This window comes from Peptoniphilus indolicus (assembly GCF_900454665.1).
Lineage (GTDB): Bacteria > Bacillota > Clostridia > Tissierellales > Peptoniphilaceae > Peptoniphilus > Peptoniphilus indolicus.
The window spans coordinates 1526633-1547907 of sequence record NZ_UGTH01000001.1 but is presented as its reverse complement, the minus strand read 5'-3'; the positions used below and the strand labels follow the sequence as shown (position 1 = coordinate 1547907).

The 21275-nt window shown below is 30.3% G+C and carries 21 protein-coding genes; 2 read left to right on the top strand and 19 right to left on the bottom strand.

The features are described from left to right. Positions 1–5: 5 nt before the first annotated feature. Positions 6–641, bottom strand: a complete 636-nt coding sequence (locus DYE58_RS07405; protein WP_115312153.1) for a YigZ family protein — start codon at positions 639–641, stop codon at positions 6–8. Next, positions 641–1903, bottom strand: a complete 1263-nt coding sequence (gene hflX, locus DYE58_RS07400; protein ID WP_004820923.1) for a GTPase HflX — start codon at positions 1901–1903, stop codon at positions 641–643. The genes DYE58_RS07405 and hflX overlap by 1 nt, the downstream gene beginning before the upstream one ends. 90 nt (positions 1904–1993) lie before the next feature. Between hflX and DYE58_RS11055 the strand changes: the two genes are divergently transcribed. Next, the gene (locus tag DYE58_RS11055) at positions 1994–2146 is read left to right on the top strand and encodes a hypothetical protein (protein ID WP_004820922.1); all 153 of its coding nucleotides are present in this window, start codon (positions 1994–1996) and stop codon (positions 2144–2146) included. Between the two features lie 66 nt (positions 2147–2212). Here DYE58_RS11055 and DYE58_RS07395 read toward each other — a convergent pair whose 3' ends face one another. The 5 genes from DYE58_RS07395 to greA form a co-directional block, all read right to left on the bottom strand. Then, positions 2213–2464: a hypothetical protein gene (locus tag DYE58_RS07395; RefSeq protein WP_004820920.1), complete on the bottom strand. Its 252-nt coding sequence runs from the start codon at positions 2462–2464 to the stop codon at positions 2213–2215. A 20-nt stretch (positions 2465–2484) separates the two neighbouring features. Next, positions 2485–3804 carry a sodium-dependent transporter gene (locus DYE58_RS07390; protein ID WP_004820918.1) on the bottom strand — a complete coding sequence of 440 codons (1320 nt, stop codon included), beginning with the start codon at positions 3802–3804 and terminating at the stop codon, positions 2485–2487. Between the two features lie 11 nt (positions 3805–3815). Beyond that, positions 3816–4451 carry a tRNA (guanosine(46)-N7)-methyltransferase TrmB gene (gene trmB / locus DYE58_RS07385; RefSeq protein ID WP_115312152.1) on the bottom strand — a complete coding sequence of 212 codons (636 nt, stop codon included), beginning with the start codon at positions 4449–4451 and terminating at the stop codon, positions 3816–3818. Positions 4452–4716: 265 nt separating this feature from the next. Then, positions 4717–6609, bottom strand: a complete 1893-nt coding sequence (lysS, locus tag DYE58_RS07380; RefSeq protein ID WP_004820915.1) for a lysine--tRNA ligase — start codon at positions 6607–6609, stop codon at positions 4717–4719. 8 nt (positions 6610–6617) lie between these two features. Then, positions 6618–7094: a transcription elongation factor GreA gene (gene greA / locus DYE58_RS07375; RefSeq protein ID WP_004820913.1), complete on the bottom strand. Its 477-nt coding sequence runs from the start codon at positions 7092–7094 to the stop codon at positions 6618–6620. A 242-nt stretch (positions 7095–7336) separates the two neighbouring features. On the opposite strand from greA, the gene DYE58_RS07370 reads away from it, so the two are divergent. After that, positions 7337–8161: a CPBP family intramembrane glutamic endopeptidase gene (locus tag DYE58_RS07370; RefSeq protein WP_004820912.1), complete on the top strand. Its 825-nt coding sequence runs from the start codon at positions 7337–7339 to the stop codon at positions 8159–8161. Positions 8162–8185: 24 nt separating this feature from the next. Here DYE58_RS07370 and pyrE read toward each other — a convergent pair whose 3' ends face one another. The 12 genes from pyrE to prfB all read right to left on the bottom strand — a co-directional run bounded on the left by pyrE (position 8186) and on the right by prfB (position 21274). Next, positions 8186–8812, bottom strand: a complete 627-nt coding sequence (gene pyrE, locus DYE58_RS07365; RefSeq protein WP_281269842.1) for an orotate phosphoribosyltransferase — start codon at positions 8810–8812, stop codon at positions 8186–8188. Beyond that, the gene (gene pyrF / locus DYE58_RS07360) at positions 8812–9516 is read right to left on the bottom strand and encodes an orotidine-5'-phosphate decarboxylase (protein WP_040552328.1); all 705 of its coding nucleotides are present in this window, start codon (positions 9514–9516) and stop codon (positions 8812–8814) included. The genes pyrE and pyrF overlap by 1 nt, the downstream gene beginning before the upstream one ends. A gap of 180 nt (positions 9517–9696) precedes the next feature. Next, on the bottom strand, positions 9697–11397 hold the full coding sequence (gene cydC, locus DYE58_RS07355) for a thiol reductant ABC exporter subunit CydC (protein ID WP_004820905.1): 1701 nt from the start codon (positions 11395–11397) through the stop codon (positions 9697–9699). A gap of 1 nt (position 11398) precedes the next feature. After that, a complete protein-coding gene (locus DYE58_RS07350; protein WP_245946116.1) occupies positions 11399–13126 on the bottom strand; it encodes an ABC transporter ATP-binding protein in 1728 nt (575 codons plus the stop codon). Further along, positions 13126–13803, bottom strand: coding sequence for an ABC transporter ATP-binding protein (locus DYE58_RS07345; protein ID WP_004820900.1), 678 nt, complete (start codon positions 13801–13803; stop codon positions 13126–13128). The genes DYE58_RS07350 and DYE58_RS07345 overlap by 1 nt, the downstream gene beginning before the upstream one ends. Continuing rightward, positions 13796–14605, bottom strand: a complete 810-nt coding sequence (locus tag DYE58_RS07340) for an ATP-binding cassette domain-containing protein (RefSeq protein ID WP_004820899.1) — start codon at positions 14603–14605, stop codon at positions 13796–13798. The genes DYE58_RS07345 and DYE58_RS07340 overlap by 8 nt, the downstream gene beginning before the upstream one ends. Next, positions 14598–15419 (bottom strand): ABC transporter permease, encoded by an 822-nt coding sequence (locus tag DYE58_RS07335; RefSeq protein ID WP_115312150.1) that lies wholly within the window; start codon positions 15417–15419, stop codon positions 14598–14600. Before DYE58_RS07335 ends, DYE58_RS07340 begins: the two co-directional genes overlap by 8 nt. After that, on the bottom strand, positions 15416–16384 hold the full coding sequence (locus tag DYE58_RS07330) for an ABC transporter permease (RefSeq protein WP_004820896.1): 969 nt from the start codon (positions 16382–16384) through the stop codon (positions 15416–15418). Before DYE58_RS07330 ends, DYE58_RS07335 begins: the two co-directional genes overlap by 4 nt. Then, positions 16365–17972: an ABC transporter substrate-binding protein gene (locus DYE58_RS07325; protein ID WP_115312149.1), complete on the bottom strand. Its 1608-nt coding sequence runs from the start codon at positions 17970–17972 to the stop codon at positions 16365–16367. Before DYE58_RS07325 ends, DYE58_RS07330 begins: the two co-directional genes overlap by 20 nt. Before the next feature lie 97 nt (positions 17973–18069). Beyond that, complete coding sequence (locus DYE58_RS07320) at positions 18070–18954, bottom strand: helix-turn-helix domain-containing protein (RefSeq protein ID WP_004823539.1); 885 nt, start codon at positions 18952–18954, stop codon at positions 18070–18072. Between the two features lie 880 nt (positions 18955–19834). Then, positions 19835–20152, bottom strand: a complete 318-nt coding sequence (locus tag DYE58_RS07315; protein WP_004820891.1) for a YbjQ family protein — start codon at positions 20150–20152, stop codon at positions 19835–19837. A gap of 8 nt (positions 20153–20160) precedes the next feature. Continuing rightward, a protein-coding gene (gene prfB, locus DYE58_RS07310) for a peptide chain release factor 2 (protein WP_115312148.1) occupies positions 20161–21274 on the bottom strand; the annotation gives its coding sequence in 2 pieces (ribosomal slippage) (positions 20161–21195 and positions 21197–21274; 1113 coding nt in all). Position 21275 lies beyond the last annotated feature (1 nt).

The following is a 21275-nucleotide window of genomic DNA, read 5'->3' as shown; positions in this document are numbered from 1 at the left end:
TCCTCTTAATAAAGTATTTTATTTTCCTTGACCGGCAACAAGAGAGTATTTTTAACTTCGTAACTAACTCCCCCACCGGTCATATTCATCATATCTTTTATAAGTTTGTCATCATCTAATCTTCTATGCAAAGTCACTTCAACTTTATCTGTATAATTTTCATTTAAAATTATATATTCATTTTTAATCAGATAATTAGTTATTGCTCCATGAAAAGTGTAGTCATACGAAAATGCGATTTCTTCATGCTCAATCATAGACACGACTATCCCAGCGTCTATTGCCACTTTTGCCGTCTTGGTGTACGCTCTTACCAATCCTCCGGCTCCTAACAAAGTACCCCCAAAATATCTAGTAGCCACTACCAAAACATTGGTTAGTTCTTCCTTTTTTAAAACTTCAAGCATTGGTATACCTGCCGTTCCTGAAGGTTCCCCATCGTCGTTATACCTTTGGATAAGTCTGTCTTCTCCAATTATATAAGCACTACAATTATGAGTTGCATCTTTATACTCTGATTTTATCTTTTCAAGTTTTTCAAGAGCTTCTTCTTCGCTGTGAATAATGAAGCTATGTCCTATAAATTTAGATTTCTTTTCAATAAATTCATCTCGTCCATTTTTAAATATGCTTAAAAACATCACATAACAAACCTTTCATACTTTCTAAATTCAGCTTCACTTAACACTACTTCAAGACTAACTCCATCTTCTCTGTATTCTAAATTTTCGTGATTGTGCTTATTCAAAATTTCTGACAATGTATCTGAGTCGGCATATCCTATTAAAAGTTTTACATTATAAAATCTTTCAGGTAAATTCTCCTCTATTGCCTCTAAAAGTTTATCCATACTTTCATCATGAGTAGCTGAAATATAAATTCTATTTTCGCCATGCCTTGGATTTATCATCAAATCTCCGCCCACTTTGTCCATTTTATTAAACACAGTTAAGATTCTACTTCTATCTACCTTAAGTTCCTCCAATATGTCCATTGTAGTCTTATATTGAATTTCCAAATCTTCATTTGAAGCATCTATTACGTGTAGAATTAAATCCGAATGTTTTATTTCTTCAAGAGTTGACTTAAATGCTTCTACAAGTTTTGTAGGCAATTTAGATACAAATCCAACTGTATCTGAAATTATAAAGTCCATTCCATTTAATAGCTTAGCCTTTCTTGAACTTGGGTCAAGAGTTGCAAAAAGCATATCCTTTACAAATACTTCTTTTGCATCTGAAATTTTTATTCTGTTTAAGATAGTAGATTTTCCGGCATTTGTATATCCAACTAAAGAAACTATTGGAATCATAGAATTCTTTCTTCCAGTTCTTTGAGTTTCTCTGGTCTTTTCTGCCTTCTTCAACTTTTCCTTTATAGTTTGAATTTCTCTTAATATTCTACGTCTGTCAGTTTCAATTATCTGTTCGCCTGGTCCTCTTGTACCAATCCCTCCCCCAGTTCTGGACCAGCCATCTATTCCCAAAAGTCTTGGCAATTGATAGCTTAGTTGAGCTAATTGAACTTGCAATTTAGCCTCATAAGTTGAAGCACGTATTGCAAATATATCAAGTATAAGGCTTGTTCTGTCTAAAATTTTTACCTTTAATTCATCTTCTATATTTCTAAGTTGCACTCCTGAAAGTTCGTCATTAAAAACAACTACATTGGCTTCAAGTTTTGGTATCATATCTTTTATTTCTTGTAATTTTCCTGTACCAATTAAAAATTTTGGAGAGTACTTATCTATATTTTGAGTTACAACTCCCACAACTTCAGCTCCTGCTGCTTTTACTAACTCTTCTAACTCATTTATTGAAGTTGCAAGACTATGAGGTCTAGCCCCTATGTCTGTTCCAACTATTATTACTCTTTCTATTTTGTTATTTATATTATTTTCCATAATAACATTATACAATAATTATAGCCAATTAGCTAAATTCTGTATTAAAATTATGTTAAAGTGGTATAAATGTATTAAAGGTGGTGTACTATGTTAAAAAAATTATTGTTAAAAAGTGCTAAAAAAGCTGTAATCACAAAAGTTACTGGTAAGAAAAGTCTATTTCCAACCAAACGCCTTGCCAAAATTGTATATTTAAACACCCGAATAAAAGCTAGAAATAAATTTGGCAAATATATGTAATTATATAATTAAAATTCTTCAATAAAAAATAGCCCGTAGATGTTTCCATTTACGAGCTATTTTTATCTATCCTTGTAGTCCTCTTGCCTGTCTGTCCATATCTTCAATTACTATATCAAAGATTTCACCAAGAGTTGAACAATATTCTAAAACTTGCCAAGGTTCATTTGTGTGAAAATGAATTTTTATAAGTTCATCATCTCCAACAGCAAGAAGGCAATCCCCTTTGAAATTATTTACAAAATAATCATTTATTTCTTCCTCACTTAAATGTTTACCTTCAATTAAAAGTTGTGTATCATATCTAAATTCTATCATTGCAATCCTTCTTTCTAAAATTAAAAAGCGACTTTATATGCCAATGCTATAAAACAAATTATTATAGCAAAAGGAACATACAGATATCTACCTATGTTATACCATAAATCACCATATTTTTTCTTAGATGAAGTATTTATTTCTTCTAACAATTCCTCTTTTTTCAAAATCCAAAACCATGAAATAGCTCCTATAGTTGCTCCTATAGGAATTATATATATAGAAACTAAGTCCATCCAAGGTCCCCATTTGCTTATAGATTCCATATTTACACCTATTCCAAATAAAAGCACTCCAAGAACAGCTAAAACAGATTTTCTTTTTAACTTTGGAAATCTGTGAATCAAAGATTCTGTAACTACTTCAAGCATATTTTGAAGAGAAGAAATTCCTCCGAAAATTACAGCAGTATATAAAACCATCGCAAATATTCTTCCCCCGGGAATATCTTGTAATATCTTAGGTAAAACAACAAATAAAAGTCCCGGTCCGCCAGCTTGGTCCATTCCATACGCAAAAACAGCCGGCACCATTACAAACGCCGCAACCATAGCTGCTACGGTATCAAATATTGCAGTTTGCTTACTTGCATCTACTATATCTTCAGATTTTGAAAGATATGCACCACAAACTATCATCCCTGAACCAGTAACTGAAAGAGAGAAAAATGCTTGCCCCATTGCAGTAACAATAGTATTTACATTTAAAACCTTTGAAAAATCAGGTCTCAACATAAAAGTATATCCATCAAATGCACCAGGTATCATTGCAACCCTAATCATTAAAATTAAAAACAGCACAAAAAATGCAGGCATCATTATCTTGTTTGATTTTTCTATTGAATCAGCACCTTTTATACAAGTAAGTAAAGTTACAAATAAAATGATTGCATGATAAGGAACTACAGAGTAATCCATTCCTGAAAACTGTTCAAACCATTTTCCTGAATCAACACTCATAAGTGTACCAGTTATAGATTGCCCCAAAGCCTTTGCAACATAAGATATGATTACAGCATATCCAAGTGCGATACACAAAGACCCTATCAAAGGTAAAAAGCCTATAAATTTACCTACAACTCCAAGATTTCTCGAATTCCAAGCATACTCATAAGCACCCAATGTACCGGTGTTAGCTCTTCTTCCTATTGCAAACTCAGCAGAAAGCGCAACATATCCAAAAACTAAAACAAAAAATAGATAGACTAATAAAAAGGCTCCCCCACCATTTTGTTGTAATTTGTATGGAAACCCCCATACATTTGCCATACCAACAGCCGAGCCAACAGCTGTTAAAATAAATCCTATTTTAGAACTGAAAGTTCTATTTTTATTTTCCATATTCAAACCCCCTATTTATACTTTGCTACCAAATGACAAATAGGTATATTTCGAGATCTCCATTTTGATTCATATTCTGTGACAATATTTTCAGGATAATCTTCAAGTTTCATATCAAATGTACAATTAGTAAGCTCAAAACCACCATCTTTAAAATATTCAATAGTATCTTCAAAGAATGGTCTATCGTCAGTCTTTAAAACTATTTCTGAACCAGACTTTAAGATATTTTTATATCTGTCCAAAAATCTTGTATGAGTTAATCTTCTCTTGTGATGTCTTTTCTTTGGCCAAGGATTACAAAAATTTATGTATATCCTTTCTATCTCTCCCTTTTCAAAGATTTCCTCAACCTTTTCAGCATTGATTGAAATTCCTCTAACATTAAAACACTCTTCTTCAGCAATTTTTCTCGCTGCATATGCAAATGCATTAGTTTCCATTTCAATGCCTATAAAATTGATATTAGGCTCCCTTTTTGACATCTTAGCTATAAAACTTCCCTTACCTGAGCCAATTTCAAGATGTATTGGATTTTCATTTCCAAATACATTTTTCCATTTACCTTTATATACCTCAGGTTCAAAAAATATATATGGGTTCTGTTCCATTTCAGGAATTGCCCAATGTTTTTTTCTAAGTCTCATTATTTCTCCTTAAATTTAAATCTCAGTACACTGCTCATAATAAATTAGATTCAATTACAATTCTTTTCCCATTTAAAGCAATATACCATCAACTCGCATTTCTCATTATGCCATAAATAGATATCTTTTTCAATTGAATATGACAAATTTACAATAGTTGACGCCTTAATATAAATAAAATAAAAAAATAATCATAAATATAAAAAGGTGATGTTGCAGAATAGATGATTCTACTCTGCAACATCACCTTTTAATAAATTATTTATTAATATAATTTTGCCCCTGCTGGAATGTTATTGTCTAACATCAACAAATTCAATTTTTCTTCTTCCTCATATTCACATACAGCGGATATCAACATACCTTGTGATGGGATGCCCATCATCTTTCTTTCCGGTAAGTTTGTAATTGCAACTAATGTTTTGCCAATCAATTCTTCTGCTGAGTAATATTCTTTAATTCCTGATAAAATTGTTCTTTCAACTCCAGAACCGTCATTTAATGTAAACTTCAATAACTTCTTAGATTTTGGAACTTCTTCACAATTCAATACCTTCACTACTCTGAAATCTGATTTTTGGAATGTTTCAAACTCTACAAATTCTTCAAATAGCGGCTCAACTTTTACTTTTGAAAAGTCAATTTTTTCAACTGTAACTTTATCAGAATTTCCAGCAGATTCTTTACCTAGTGGTTTCATAGTAGGGAAGAATACAATATCCCTAATAGATGGTTGATCTGTTAGAAGCATAATCATTCTGTCTACACCAATACCTAATCCACCTGTAGGAGGAAGTCCAACTTCAAGAGCATTGATGAAATCTGTATCCATTGGATGTGCTTCTTCATCTCCAGCTTCTTTTTCTTTTAATTGAGATTCAAATCTTTCCTTTTGGTCAATTGGGTCATTAAGTTCTGAGAATGCATTCGCAAACTCCCATCCGTTTATAAACGCTTCAAATCTATCTGTTATTCTTGGGTCTTCTACATTTCTCTTTGAAAGAGGAGAAACTTCAACAGGATGACCAATTACAAATGTTGGTTGAATAAGTGAATCTTCACAGAATTCTTCAAAGAACTCAGCTATGATTTTTCCTCTAGTCCAACCTTCTTCAATTTCAACACCCTTAGCCTTTGCTATTTCTCTAGCTTCTTCATCAGTTTGAATTTGATTGAAGTCAACTCCAGAAAGTTCCTTTATAATATCAATCATTGTAACTCTTCTCCAAGGAGCTTTTAAGTCAATCTCTTTTCCTTGGAAATTCACAACAGTTGTTCCATAAAGTGTCATTGCTGCATTTTCAAATATTTCTTCTGTAATTTCCATCATTGTATTGTAATCTGCATATGCTTCATACAACTCTATGTTTGTAAACTCAGGGTTATGACGAGTGTCCATACCTTCGTTTCTGAACATCTTACCCATTTCATAAACTTTATCGAATCCACCAACGATTAATCTCTTTAAGAATAACTCGTTTGCAATTCTAAGTTGCATATCTAAGTCCAATGTGTTGTGGTGTGTTATAAATGGTCTTGCATTTGCGCCACCTGCAACAGTTCCCAAAATAGGTGTTTCAACTTCTAGATATCCTCTGTTATCAAGGTATTCTCTAATTGATTTTATAATTTTATTTCTCTTTAAGAATATGTCTTTAACTTCAGGATTTACAATTAAATCTACATATCTTTGTCTGTATCTTAAATCAGGGTCTTTAAGTCCGTGAAATTTTTCAGGAAGAATTTGAAGAGATTTTGACATCAATAAAGTTTTACCAGCTCTTACAGTTATTTCTCCTGCTTCTGTTCTAAATACATTCCCAACTACACCTACGATATCGCCAATATCATATCCCTTTATATCTTCATAATTATCCCCAAGAACATCTTTCTTTGCAAAAATTTGAATTCTGCCTTGAGAATCTTGAAGGTCTAGGAATGCAATTTTACCATGACGTCTTTTACTCATTATACGTCCAGCAATAGATACTTCTTTTTCTTCAAGTTCTTCAAAATTATCTTTAATTTCTATTGAATGATGAGTTACGTCAAATTTTGAAATTTGAAACGGATCCTTACCAGCATCTTTTAATTCTTGTAGCTTTTCTCTCTTAGCAACAAGCATTTCATTTAGCTTCTTTTCTTCAGTACTTTGCATTTTTCCTCCTATAATGAGATTTCTACAACTTCAAGTTTAATGATTCCATCTGGAACATCAACTTCTACAAATTCTCCAACTTTAAGTCCCAATAATTTTCCACCTACCGGGCTCTCATTTGAAATCTTTCCTTCTAGCGGGTCAGCTTCAGCAGAACCTACAATTGTATATTCATCCACTTCTCCACTTTGTACATCTTTAACTTTAACAGTTGATCCTATATTTACAATTTCAGAATTCAATTCATCTTCAGAAATGACTTTAGCATTTCTAACCATCATTTCAAGTTTAGCTATTTTTTCTTCAACTAAAGCTTGTTCGTTCTTAGCCTCATCGTATTCAGAGTTTTCAGAAAGGTCTCCATAACCAAGAGCCACTTTAATTCTTTCAGCTACCTCTTTTCTCCTAACAGTTTTTAAATATTCTATCTCATTTTCAATTTTTTCTAAACCTTCAGCTGTAAAAAAAATGTCTTTTTCTACCAAAATAATTCTCTCCTTATATATAAAAATAAGGCGCTATACTTATTACGCCCTCCGTTAAATTCTAACTGATTATAGTAGAAAATCAGCCAACTGTCAAGCTTTTTACAGCATTCTATCTTTTGTCTATTTATCTAAACAAACTATTTCTAACAAATTAATTACAATCTTAAAAATTTGATAATTAATATTGTTTTTTAAACAATATATGAGAAACTTATCAAACAATATTACAAGGAGTTATTATGAAATTAAAAACTAAGAATTTAATATATCTTTTCATCCCCATTATAATAGTATTTACATATCCTTTGTTAAATGCAATAATTTATAACTTATTACTTTACATATCATCTCTTTATGACGGATTAAGTAATTTTTTAGAAAACAATTATGCTATGACTGACACTTTAATCAGCCTACTTTTAATAATTTTATTCTTCCCACTCTACAAATGGATTACTAAAAATAAAATTACATTACAACCTATAAAATCAAATTTTATATTGCTATCTATACCTTTTTCATTAGCATTAGGCGGCATTTCATATATAGTCTTAGATCTCATAGAAAGATTTCTGGTTCCTATTGGAATTTTAAAAGATGAATTTACTGATTTTTCTAATATGTGGACTCAATTTGAAAACGGAGCTTACTTTTGGGTATTTTTGTCAATCGTATTTATTGGACCATTATTTGAAGAAATTTTGTTTAGAGGAATTGTATATAATTTTTTAGAAAAATATAAAAGTGGTTTATTCCCTGCTATATTATCTGGAGTTTTATTTGGAATTTGGCATGGGCAAGCTGTTCAAAGTATTTATACAGCAATTATGGGCTTAATCCTTGGTTACACTTATATGAAAACTAAAAATTTATTTTATCCTGTTTTATTGCATATGTTAAATAATTTTTATTCAACACTTCCTCCGTCCATGCAAAGTGATTATATTTATAACATAATAGATTTTGTTTCAGTTTTAATGGTAGTACCCTTTTCAGTTATGTTTATATTAAAGTTGAAAAAATATAGAGAAAATAATAAGTTAAAAGAAAGAGAAGCTGAATAAACTCCTCTTTCTTATATCTTTAATTTATTTTATCCAAGATTCATCTTTTGGATTTTTTCTCCACTTATTTAACTTCAATATATCTTCTTCTTCTATAATTCCATTTTCTGCCGCAACTTCTGCTAACTCTTCAAAATTAGTTAGAGTTTTTAATCCAAAGTTCATTCCCTTAAAATTTTCATTCGCAGATTCTAAATTGTAAGAGAATATTGCAACTATAGCCAACACCTCAAAACCTGCTTCTTCAAGTGCCTTAGCAGCTTCAATAGAAGACCCCCCTGTTGAAATTAAATCTTCTATAACCACAACTTTAGCTCCCTTTATAATCTTTCCTTCTATCTTATTTTGTTTTCCATGGTCTTTATTTGATGACCTTACAAAACCCATTGGAAGTTTTAAATTTTCAGCGATTAAAGCTGCGTGAGGAATACCTGCTGTAGCGGTACCCATTATATATTCAACTTCAGGATAATTATCTTCAATCAATTTAGTCAAACCACTTTCCACAATTCTTCTCTCTTCAGGATAAGAAAGTGTCAACCTGTTGTCACAGTATATTGGAGATTTAATCCCAGATGCCCATGTAAACGGTTCACTTGGCGATAAACTAACAGCTTCTATGTCTAATAAAATTTTTGATATCTCTTTCATCATTCACCTATAAACATTTTCTTTATTTCTCTATATGCTTTAACGGGGTCTTCTGCATCTGTTATCGGACGTCCCACAACTATATAATCAGAACCCAACATTCTTGCATCAGCCGGAGTTACCACACGTTTTTGGTCATCACCTTTTATTTGATCAAGTCTAATTCCGGGAGTTACTGTCAAAAAGTCTTCCCCTGCAACTTTTTTTATTTCAGGTACTTCTAAAGCTGAAGATACAACCCCATCAAGTCCACTATTCTTACCAATCTCGGCATATTTTTTAACCGTATCTGCAACAGTTAATTCATCTTTTATAAGTATATCGTTGTGCATTGTTTCTTCATCAGTTGAAGTCAACATTGTTATCCCTAAAGTTATAATCTCAGGTTTAACTTTCTTAGCTGCCTCAATAGCTTCCTTCAACATCTTCGAACCGCCGGTTATATGATAATTTATCATATCAACATCTAAGTCCATTAAAGATAATGTAGCTTTTTTTACAGTATTAGGTATGTCGTGTAGCTTAAGGTCTAAAAATATCTTATGTCCTCTCTTTTTAAATTCTCTTACAATTTCAGGACCTGCTTTGTAAAATAATTCCATACCAATTTTTACATAGACTTCATCTTCTTGAAATTTATCTATAAAATTTAAAGCTTTTTCAGAAGAATCAAAGTCTAAAGCAATTATTACATCTCTGCTCATTTTATCGCCTCCCTTCAAAGATTTTAACATAAATTAGCCATATATAAATAGAAAACTCCTTAAAAGGTTCATTAAATTATTGATTACTATAAAAATTTGAAGAGGAAGTCTTAAACACTGAGAGAAAAGGTTATTAGAATTCAAACTCATAGCCTTTGTAAAAGTATTATTAATTTATATTTACAATCTTTTCCAGTCTTCTAATTTCCCATCAAAAGCTTTTAGTCCGTTTTCAATAACAACGACTCTATCTGCTTCAAGTATAGTTGACATCCTATGAGCAATTGTAATGATAGTTTTCTCATTAGATATATTTTTTAAAGCTTGTCGGAACAATTCTTCACTTTTAGTGTCTAAGTTTGAAACAGCTTCATCCATTATTAAAATCGGAGCTCCCACAATTAAAGCTCTTGCTATTGCTATTCTTTGTTTTTGGCCTCCGGATAAGGTAATTCCGCGTTCTCCTACAAAAGAGTTATATCCGTCATCAAGTTGTTTAATAAATTCATCTGCTACAGCAATTTTACAAGCTTTTTCAACTTCTTCAAAACTCGCATCCGGCTTTCCAATCCTAAGATTGTCAATCAAAGTTCCATGAAAAAGGTATACATCTTGAGGAACGTATGCAATATTTTTTCTAACCTCTTGAGCGGTCATATTTTTATAATTTCGTCCATTAAAAAAAATATCTCCTTTTAAAGGATCATAAAATCTCATCAAAAGATTGATAAGCGTACTTTTCCCGGCACCGGATTTTCCTGTAATCGCAATATTTTCCATGGGCTTCACACTAAGATTAAAATCTTTTAATACTTCTTTTTTATTTTCATAAGAAAAAGATACATCTTTTACAAAAAGCAAATCATTATTAATAATTTTTGAATTTGTATTTTGGATATTAAAAATCATAGGTTGCTCATTTAACAATGCATTTATTCTATCTGCTGATGCAGCAACCACATTTATTTTTCCTGCAGTTGATGATACAGTAACTACCGGTATAAAAATATTTAATGCCATCATTACTAAAATTCCAATGTAATTTGGATTTAATTGTCCTCTTATTACCATTTTATTACCTAATATAAGCACTGAAATTAATACTACTGACATTACAAAATTTATTATTCCAGCTTGTAATCCTTTCATAAATCCATCCTTGGTATCTATTTTTCCCAATTTTTTTGTATCATCCACTACTTTTTGTATATATTTACTTTCTTTGCCAAAAATTATAATTTCTTTTAAACCTTGAACCGTATCAACTACTGATGCGTTTGTTTTTCCCAGTTTTTCTCTTGATTCCTTTCCTAATTTTTGATTTATACTTCCAAACCAATAGGGAATTGTAATAATTATAATGCCTGCCATTAATGATAGTAATGCTGCTTGCCATGATAATATTAAATACAATAATATGTATAAAATCATACATATTATGGCTATAATATAATCTCCTAACATATGAGCAAAAAAAGTTTCCAAAGTTTCTACATCTTCCATTATTATAGATGATACTTCTCCCGTTCTATATTTTACGGGATTTAATGGAGATGCAAATTCAATTGCATCAAACATATCTCCACGTAAATTTTCTAAAACTAAATAGGCTACATCATGGCATAATAACATATGAAGATAAGCTGTTATACCTTTGCCTATAATTAGTCCCAGCAATAAAGGAAAATATCTTGAAATCTCATTTGGTGAACTTCCGGAAAATGCAAGGGCTGTAAGATATGCTCCAAGTAAAAGAGAAGTCAATGTAAATAAGCTATTAAAAACTCCTGCAATTATTGATTTTATAAATACTTTTTTATGTTTGAAAGCATAAGGAGAAAGTTTCTTTATGCTGATATATTTTTCAAATCTATCCATCATTTTACATAACCTCTCTTTGAGCTAAAATTAATTTATAATACTCTTTTTTATTTTTTATAAGCTCTTTATGTTTTCCTTCTTCAACTATCTCACCATCTTTTAACACTAAAATTCTATCTACATTTTTAATTGTTGAAAGCCTATGAGCAATTGTTATCGATGTCTTATTTTTAAGTAAAATATCTAAGCTTTCTTGTATAGCTTTTTCGTTTTCTATGTCTACACTCGATGTAGCTTCATCTAATATTATTAAAGGAGCATTTTTTAAAAGCGCTCTAGCAATTGCTATTCTTTGTCTTTGACCACCTGAAAGATTTAACCCCATTTCACCTACAAAAGTTAAGTATCCTTCTTCCATACCGCTTATAAAATCATGAATTTTTGCTGCTTTGCAAGCACTTATTAATTCATCCATGCTCGCATCTTCTTTTGCAAGTTTCAAATTTTCCATAATAGTTCCGTTAAATAGATAAGTGTCTTGAGATACTACCGCTACTTGCTTTCTTAAAACTTCTAAAGGAATATCTTTAATATCAATATTATTGTAATAAATTTTCCCTTTGTCAGGGTCATAAAATCTCAACAACAAGTTTATTAGAGTGGTTTTTCCACTTCCCGATTCTCCTACAATTGCAATTTTTTCTAATTTTTTAATTTTAAAACTCATATCTTTTAATACAGTTTTTTTAGATTTAGGATAATTAAAAGAAATAGAGTTAAATTTTAATTCTATCGGTGATTTTAAGTGATTATATTCATTATCTTTTTTATTAATCACAAATTCTTCTTCATCAAAAAGTTTTAATATTCCATCAGTTGATGTTATTCCCATAAAACCTGCATGAAAATAAATTGAAAGTTCTGTAATAGGTCTAAAAACTTCAGAAGTTAAAAATAAAAGTGTCGGTAATTTTTCAATAGCTAATTCTCCCTTTGCCGTATAATATGCGGCAAGTCCAAGAGTAAAAGCTGATCCAATAGATGCAGAAAAACCTGCAATTCCTACATCAAGAAGATTAAACCTTAAACTTTTCATTGTCTTTTGGAAAAGAATATGCATCTTTGCTTTTAAAAATTTTCCTATTCTTTGGCTTGCATTAAAAGCTTTTAAAGTTATCATTCCCTGTACAGCATCCACAAACTCTGCATTTAGATCCATATATGAACTCCAATGCTCTTTTGTAAACCTTTTTAGAACTGATACAAAAAGCATAGGCGCAAACAAAGATGCTAAAACTGAAATTAAGCTTATCATTCCCAATACAAATTTAATCGAAAAAATATAAATAACCATAGCCCCTGATCCCATGATACATACCAGTATTTGAGGAATGTATAATGTTAAATACCCTTCTAAATAATCTACTCCGGCCACAATAGTAGATTCAATTTCTCCCGTTCTATTATGAATCATATATCCCGGTCCAAGTTTCATTAATTTTTTGTAAGCTCTCATCCTGAGATAATTTTTAACTTTTGCTACTATCCATTTACCATACAATTGATTAAACCAAACCAATATAATTCTCAATAATAACATTGATGCTAAAACAATTAAATTATTCTTCATAGCTAATAAAGCTGAACCTTGGTACATTTGAGCAATTACTTTTCCTAAAAATATGGCTTGTATAATATAGCTTATGCTGATTATTATTCCAATTGCGCCCTTCAAAAAAATATATTTTCTTACCCCTTGGGTCATTTCAACTATTCTTTTATGAATCATCACTGTCTATCACCTTCTTTATTGAATAATTCTCTTATATGTGTATTTTCTAAAATATAGGCTCTGTTGCAAACTAAATTGATCAAATCCATATCATGGCTTATTATCAAATAGCTAAGATTATATTCTAATTGTAACTTTAAAAGTAATTTCATAATCTTTGCTTGAACCAATACATCTAGCATGGAAGTAGCTTCATCTAAAATCAACAGTTTCGGATTTTTAATAAGTACACGACTTAAACAAATCCTTTGAAGTTCACCTCCACTAAATTGATATGGATAGTCATTGATTCTACTTCCTGAAATCCCAACCTTTTCAAGTTCTTTAATTATTTTATGATTCATTTCTTTTTTACTTAATCGTGGTAAATTTTTCTTTTTAAAAAAACTTACTAAGGATTCCCTTAATGAATATCCAATTGATTTTAACGGATCAAGTGCAGTTTGCGGATTTTGTAAGACTATTCCTATATCATCTGTGTATACAGAAACTTCTCCGTAATCGACATTTTTTATACCACAAATTACATATAGAAGTGTTGACTTGCCTGAACCACTTTCTCCTACTAATCCTACAATCTCATTTTTATTAATATAAAGTGAAGCCTTCTCTAAAATCTTCTTACTATTATTGTAAGAAACACAAATATCCTTAACTTCTACTAACCTATCCATTTAAAATCCCCATTCCATTTGAAGGTAAAGCTTTCCAAAGTTCTTTTATATAAGGAATCGATGAATCCATTAATGTGTTTTTTGTATTACCATAATCTACAAGTTCGCCCTTATTAAGTACAGCACAATACTTAGCGTATTCTAATACAAGTTTTAAATCATGAGTAATGATTATTAGTTTAATATTTCTTTCATATGCCACTTTTTTCATAAGTTTTATTAAAGTAAAAGCCTTTTTTTCATCTAATCCCTTGGTTGGCTCATCAAGAATCAAAGTTTTAGTTTCCATTAAAAGTGCTATAGCAATCATTAGCCTAACTTTCATACCACCACTTAATTCATAAGGATACATCGACATAATTTTATTTGTCGGCGTAAGATCCAAAAGTTTAAATAGTTTATCAATTCTATCTAAAGATTCACTTTTAGAAATTTTCAAACTATTTCTTAAAGCTATAATAATTTGCTTGCCACAAGTTACAAGAGGATTTAATGCTCCTCCGGCGTTCTGCGGAATCCAAAGCAATTCTTTCCCCCTTAGTTTTTCAATTTCCTTTATCTTAAGATCTAAAAGCGAATATTCTATATACTTTTCGTCATAATATTTTATACTTCCGCAAATATTCATTTCAGGTGAAGTTAGACCCAATATAGATTTTGCCAGCAAACTCTTTCCACTACCGGTTTCTCCCAAAATAGCAAATATCCCATCATTTGGTATATTAAAGGAAATATCTTTCAAAAGCATTCCGGCTTCTCTATGACTTATGCTAAGATTTTCTATAAAGATTTTATTAATCATTTATTCCTCCTAAACGTCTAGTTCTTAAATCCATATTTAAAGAATCTGAAAATAACGTAAAAATTAGAACACAAGTTATCTGAAATAGGCCCGGAAAAATTATCATATGAGGAAAGCTATTAGCAAATCTTAAAGAATCTTTTAGAATTACTCCAAGCTCCGGTGTAGGAGGTTGAACTCCCAATCCTAAAAATGAAAACGAAGAAAGCCCTATCATTGTATGCCCAATAAGAAGAGGAAGAAGTGGCCATAAAATAAAAAATGCTCTTGGAATCATATGTGAAAACAAAATCTTTTTTTCACTAATTCCATTTAGCCTCAATCCTAAAACAAAATCACTATTTTTTACTTGACCAATTTCCGCTCTTACAAGCTTTATATTGTAAATTAATCCGTATATTGAAAAAATCATTATAACAACAGATACACCACCTCCAACAAACACACTCAAAAATATAGCAGCTAATATGGATGGAAATGATAACAATATATTAAAAAAATGTAAAAGAACTTCGTCAATTATACTTCCATAATATCCTAAAAATGCACCTATAAACGAACCTAAAACAAAAGGAATAATTTGAACTAATAAGGCATATAAAAATGTATTTCTAAATCCAACTATTGTTCTTAAAAAAAGGTCTCTGCCCATATTATCCGTTCCAAAAAAGTGAGAAAGTGATGGTTGTTCAAAACTATTATATACACTAATTAAATTGCCGTCAGTAAATGTGGAGATGGCAATTACTGATACAACTATAAACAGGGATGTAAAACCTAGTATTAAAGTTTTTTTATTCCTAATTTTTTTCATTTTAAATTCCTCTTATTAACTTTATGATTTATATCATTTTTATTTCTTGAATCAAGCTTTGGATATATGAAGTCAGCAAAAATATTTAAAGAACATATCATAATCCCAATAATGAACAAAGAACCGCTTATAAGCGTAAAATCTTTAATTTGAACTGCTTTTTGGATAAGAGTACTAAAGCCCGGTATATTAAAAATTGTTTCAACCAAAACTGCCCCACCCAAAAAATTTGAAATATCAAGGACCAAAATGGAAATAGAAACCGGAAGAACGTGCGGAAGGACATGGTATTTTAAAATATCAAAAGATTTTAAGCCGTAAGAGCGAGCAAATTCAATATAAGGCTCTCTCATTACATCCATACATTTATTTCTTAATATTCTAGCCAAATTTCCTGCTGATAAAAAAGACATAATCAAAGCCGGCACTACTAAGCTTTTGAGCCCATAATATCCTATTGTATATTTCCACTTTAATTTTACAGATAGAATCCAAACTATAATTAAAGCAATCCAAAAAGATGGTATTGAGCAAGTCAATACAGACCAAAAATTAACAAATTTATCTGCAAGTCCCCTTGGTTTCATTCCGGATTTAAGTGCAATTGGAAATGCAAGCAAAATCTCAAATAAAACACTAAGAAGTGATATTCTTAAAGTTAATTTATATTTAGACCAGAAAATTTCACTTACGGGCTTATTAAAACTTAAGGATTTTCCAAGATCTCCCTTAGAAACTCCCTTAAGCCAATCAAAATAAAGATTCCCAAAAGATTTATCAATCCCTAATCTTTGTCTATAATCATCGGCCTGCTTTTCTGTTACATTGTTTGTATCAAGTTGCTCCTGGAGTAAAAGTCTGGCAGCATCTCCAGGAGCAAAATACATAACGGCAAAAGAGAGTAGAGATACTATCATTACTGTTGGTATTAATAAAATAAAACTTCTAATCAAGCGAGCTTTCATCTTCTACTCTCCTAACTCCGTTTAAGTCAATTTGGAATACATTTCCATCAAATTTAAATCCTTCAAATTTTTTGTTGTGAATTATATATCTTATATCACTAAATAACGGAGTTGAAACTGCTTCATCTTGCTGAATTTTCCAAATATCTTGAGCAGATTCTTTTATTTTTGACGGATCTGTAGCTTCTATAAAATTCTTACCCGCATCTTTCATCTCTTGATTAATTCCATATCCTAAACCATAATCCGAATAGTCATCTGACAATCCCATATAGCCCAAACTGTCAATAAGAGGTACAAACCACGGATGAGACATAATTAAATCAAAATTACCACTTTTAATTGTTTCAATTCTTTTAGCTCCAGATAAAACTTCTATATTTAAGTTAACTCCTAGTTTAGCTGCTTGAGATTTTAAATAAATAGAGACATCTTTTTGGTATTCTTCATCATCTATAATGAATTTCATGTCAAGCACCTTTCCATCTTTATCAACAGTAGGTGTACTTTCATTTCCAACTTTATAACCAGCTTTTTCAAGATATTTTTTACTCATATTTAAATCATATTTAAGTTCACTATTTTCATCAGGACCATCTTCAAATTTAGGATTATATAAATATCCACAAGGATTAGGTATACCAAACAATACAGTTTTCACCAATTCTTCACGATCAAACATAGTTAAAATAGCTTTCCTTAAATTAATATCTGACATCTTTCCAGTTTTCCAATTAGAATTTATACTAGCTACAGAGGTATAATTTTCATCAGACTCTTTTACAATATTGTAATTCTTATTTTTTTTAAAATCGTAAATTGTACTATAAGGTAGAGAAATATAATGCTCTGTCAAACCTAAAACATCTATTTGACCACTTTCAAGAGCAAGTTTTCTAGTTTGTTCATCAGCTATTGCATGCCAATTTATAGTATCTATATCAGTCTTATAATTCTTATCCCAATAATCATCATTTTTCTTTAAAATTGAAATTTCTGCTTGAGTAGTTTCAACAAATTTAAAAGGACCAGTTCCAACAAGAGAAGTCTTATTACCCTTATCATCCAAACTATCTTTTGGAACAGCTGGAATTTTTGATAAATCCTGCAACAAATATAGGTATGGCGCATTTAACTTAACCTTCAAATGTCCATCTTCAACTACTTCTACATTATCTAAAACATATGAATAAGAACAGTAATTAATAGTGCCGCCAGTTTCTATATTATATTTTAGAGCATCACCTGTTAGCATAGTTCCATCATGAAATTTAACATTTGTATTATAAAAAAGATCATACTCCATATAATCTTTGCTTATTTCCCATTTAGTTACCAACCATGGTATGGGCTTATATAAATGATCAATACGAGTTAGAGAGTCAAATATTAAACTATGTCCCTCTTTAGAAGTTTTAAAATCTTTAATTGAACCCACATTTAAAACGTTATCTTCAGTTCTTATATCTGCTGTAGCAACTTTACTCTTTTTATCATCACTGCTATTTACTTCTTTCGATTTATTTGTACACGAAACTATAATTAAAGATAAAATTAAAAACATAATTATAAAAATTTTTTTCTTCATATTTCCTCCTAAAAAAATAGTAACTGAAGCTAGTTTTAATAAACTTCAGTTACTATTTTATAATAAATAATTTTCTAACTCTCCCCCATCTTTCTTCTTAATGCTCCAAAATTAAATTTTTTTTACGATATTCTCTTGGAGAAACTTTATAAATTTTTTTAAAAGCTGATGAAAATTTACTGGCGTTATTGTATCCTGCTTCCATAGCAATAGATTGGATACTTTTATCTGTAGTAGCTAACTTAGTAGATGCAAGATTTAAATAATATTCTCTAAAATAATTTGCCGGTGTGGAACCATAAATTAGATAGAACAATTTGTAAAAAATAGTAGTATTTAATCCAGTAGATTTAATTAATTCTTTTAATTTTACTACTTCATCTGACTTAAGAGCTTTATTAACATTCTTTTTCATCATATCTATATAAGCACCAGAAAAATAATCAAAATCAGTTTCTATTTCAACTTCATTTAGTTTTAGAAAGTATAGAAGTTCAACTATTTTTAACCATATGTAATGTGGTGTTTCAAGTCTAGATTCAATATATAAAAGCGTAAAAATATCTTCAATTTTACCAGATACTCTTCTTGTATACCAAGGTTTATTGGGAGAAATACATTTATTGAAATTAAACAAGTCTACTCCAATGTAGCTAAGCATCTCGCGATTAAATTTATTCATCTTATCCTCATGAAAAATAATACTCAAGCCTCTATATCTTCCTCCCGGAAAAGCACTGGAAATCAAATGATATTTACTGCTGTTTATGGCAAATTCACCCGCTTCAATAAAAGAATACTTGTGTTTAAAAAAATCCGCCTCCATTCGTCCATTTAAACAATGATCAATTCTAAGAGTCCAATCTTCATCTCCATACCCATTCTTAGTTTTATATTCCAATTCTTCAATTTCCAAATCATAGATTTCTAAAAAAACACCATCACTTATTTTATATTTATTAAAAATAAATTTTTGATCCATTTTTTCACCTATTTAATTCACAAATTTATATAATTTACAATAAATTATTGATTATCATTATCAAATATAGTCTATTATATCCCATTCTCAATAAATGTGTCAATTTTTCTATTGATAAAATCTTAACTGTCAAAACATATGTTACAAATTTTTAGAATTTTAGATAATAATAGATATTATATAAAAATAAGGCAATCAAACTTGACTCATTGTTCAAAATCTAAATTAAGATAACTTGGAAATCAAAATATTTTATAAACGATTTGAGAAAATTTCTAAAGCTTATGATGAAGAAAACACTTCAAAAAATTGCTGAACTTGAAGAGGCTATTACAAAGTTACAATCTAACTAATTTAATATAGAATCATTTCTTAAACTTGTAAAAAATATACAAATATTAAGAACTTTACCCGGAAATCATTAAAACATTTGTAGGCAAGATCTATGCAGAACAATCAGAAAAAGTTCAAAATACAATATTATACTAATCACTGACTATGTCTTGACAAAATTATATGATAGAATCATGGATAATTTAACTAAATAAATAGTTGAAAGCATCACTCATAGAGATTGGCTGAATATAAAAATTTAATTATTTGTTGATATAAAAAACAAGCAATTTGGTTCTATTAACACCTTATGGGAAAATTTGATATTTAAAAATCGGCACAAAGGTTAATACCTTCATGCCGATTTAATGTCAAGAATATAAATCCCTAATTAAGAATCCCCCTAATTAAAATTATTTTTATATTTCTGAGCAAAAATTAAATAAATAATTACAGGAGAAATCACCATTATAATAATTGATAAAATTTCAATTCTTTCATATATAATTAAATTTCCATTTATTTAAATCTAACTAAATCTAAAATTTTATTTTAACTTAACCGCTGTTCCAATTACATTTACTAAAAGCATATTACCTTGTCCAAATGCCTCAACATTCATCTTTAATCCAACTATTGCATCAGCACCAATCTTAGTAGCTCTACTAGTCATTTCTGCAATGGCATCTTCTCTACTTGAAACCAATTCTTCTTCATAGCCGGCGCTTCTACCGCCTACTAAATTTCTTATCCCTGCACCAAAATCTTTTACAAAGTTAATTCCGTTTACAGTTTCACCGAAAACAACTCCTAAATATTCAACAATTTCTTTACCTTCAATTTTATCAGTTGTTGTAATTATCATATTATACCTCAATTTTCAGTAGCTTTTAGTTGTAGATAGCTATTTATAAACTCATCCAAATCTCCATCCATTACACGATTTACATCTCCAACTTCTGTATTTGTTCTATGGTCTTTTACCAGTGTGTAAGGTTGGAATACATATGACCTTATTTGAGAACCCCATGCAATTTGAGAATAGTTCCCTTGCAAATCGTCAATTTTTTCTTTTTGTTCTTCTTCAGCAAGAGCAATCAACTTTGCTTTTAACATATTCATTGCAGTTTCTCTATTTTGTATCTGACTTCTTTCATTTTGACATTGAACCACTATTCCAGTTGGAATGTGTGTAATTCGAACGGCTGAATCTGTGGTGTTTACATGTTGTCCGCCAGCTCCGGAAGACCTGTAGGTATCAACTTTCAAATCTTCAGCTCTGATTTCCACTTCAACAGCTCCGTCTATTTGTGGATACACATCAACTGATGAAAAAGATGTATGTCTTCTCTTATTTGAGTCAAAAGGAGAAATTCTAACTAATCTGTGAACTCCTTTTTCCCCCTTCATATATCCATATCCATTGTCTCCGGAAATTAAAAGTGTTGCAGATTTTATTCCGGCCTCATCTTCTTTTTGGATATCCAATATCTCCACTTTAAAGCCTTTGCTCTCTGCATATCTTGTATACATTCTAAGAAGCATGCTAGCCCAATCCTGAGCCTCTGTTCCACCTGCTCCTGCGTGTATTGTAAGAATGCAGTCATTTGCATCATATTCCCCATTTAATAGCGTTTCTAGCTTAAACTCATCAGCAAATTTTTCTATGTCTTCTAAATCTTTTTTAAATTCGTCATAGAAAGTGAAATCTTCTTCCAATTCCATCAATTCAATTAAATCATTTGCTTCTTCAATCTTCTTAGAGAGCTTGTCATATTTATCAACTTTCCCTTGATGATGATTCAATTCTTTTATCACCTTTTGAGCTGACTCACTGTTATCCCAAAAATTAGGCTCTAACTGTTTATCATTTAATTCTTTTACCTTTTCTCTTAGACCAGCCAGGTCAAAGAGATTCACCAAGGCTTTCTACTAAGGATTTCGCTTCATTTAAGCGCTCCTTGTCTAAATAAATATTTTGTTCCAAA

Excerpts from the sequence above, each read along its gene's own strand:
- cydC (WP_004820905.1), bottom strand. The coding sequence starts at position 11,397 with ATGATGGATAGATTTGAAAAATATATCAGCATAAAGAAACTTTCTCCT.
- DYE58_RS07345 (WP_004820900.1), bottom strand. The coding sequence starts at position 13,803 with ATGGATAGGTTAGTAGAAGTTAAGGATATTTGTGTTTCTTACAATAAT.
- DYE58_RS07350 (WP_245946116.1), bottom strand. The coding sequence starts at position 13,126 with ATGATTCATAAAAGAATAGTTGAAATGACCCAAGGGGTAAGAAAATAT.
- DYE58_RS07330 (WP_004820896.1), bottom strand. The coding sequence starts at position 16,384 with ATGAAAGCTCGCTTGATTAGAAGTTTTATTTTATTAATACCAACAGTA.
- trmB (WP_115312152.1), bottom strand. The coding sequence starts at position 4,451 with ATGAGACTTAGAAAAAAACATTGGGCAATTCCTGAAATGGAACAGAAC.
- DYE58_RS11055 (WP_004820922.1), top strand. The coding sequence starts at position 1,994 with ATGTTAAAAAAATTATTGTTAAAAAGTGCTAAAAAAGCTGTAATCACA.
- DYE58_RS07335 (WP_115312150.1), bottom strand. The coding sequence starts at position 15,419 with ATGAAAAAAATTAGGAATAAAAAAACTTTAATACTAGGTTTTACATCC.
- DYE58_RS07395 (WP_004820920.1), bottom strand. The coding sequence starts at position 2,464 with ATGATAGAATTTAGATATGATACACAACTTTTAATTGAAGGTAAACAT.
- DYE58_RS07320 (WP_004823539.1), bottom strand. The coding sequence starts at position 18,954 with ATGGATCAAAAATTTATTTTTAATAAATATAAAATAAGTGATGGTGTT.
- DYE58_RS07390 (WP_004820918.1), bottom strand. The coding sequence starts at position 3,804 with ATGGAAAATAAAAATAGAACTTTCAGTTCTAAAATAGGATTTATTTTA.
- pyrE (WP_281269842.1), bottom strand. The coding sequence starts at position 8,812 with ATGAAAGAGATATCAAAAATTTTATTAGACATAGAAGCTGTTAGTTTA.
- DYE58_RS07340 (WP_004820899.1), bottom strand. The coding sequence starts at position 14,605 with ATGATTAATAAAATCTTTATAGAAAATCTTAGCATAAGTCATAGAGAA.
- DYE58_RS07370 (WP_004820912.1), top strand. The coding sequence starts at position 7,337 with ATGAAATTAAAAACTAAGAATTTAATATATCTTTTCATCCCCATTATA.
- lysS (WP_004820915.1), bottom strand. The coding sequence starts at position 6,609 with ATGCAAAGTACTGAAGAAAAGAAGCTAAATGAAATGCTTGTTGCTAAG.
- DYE58_RS07405 (WP_115312153.1), bottom strand. The coding sequence starts at position 641 with ATGTTTTTAAGCATATTTAAAAATGGACGAGATGAATTTATTGAAAAG.
- DYE58_RS07315 (WP_004820891.1), bottom strand. The coding sequence starts at position 20,152 with ATGATAATTACAACAACTGATAAAATTGAAGGTAAAGAAATTGTTGAA.
- pyrF (WP_040552328.1), bottom strand. The coding sequence starts at position 9,516 with ATGAGCAGAGATGTAATAATTGCTTTAGACTTTGATTCTTCTGAAAAA.
- hflX (WP_004820923.1), bottom strand. The coding sequence starts at position 1,903 with ATGGAAAATAATATAAATAACAAAATAGAAAGAGTAATAATAGTTGGA.
- DYE58_RS07325 (WP_115312149.1), bottom strand. The coding sequence starts at position 17,972 with ATGAAGAAAAAAATTTTTATAATTATGTTTTTAATTTTATCTTTAATT.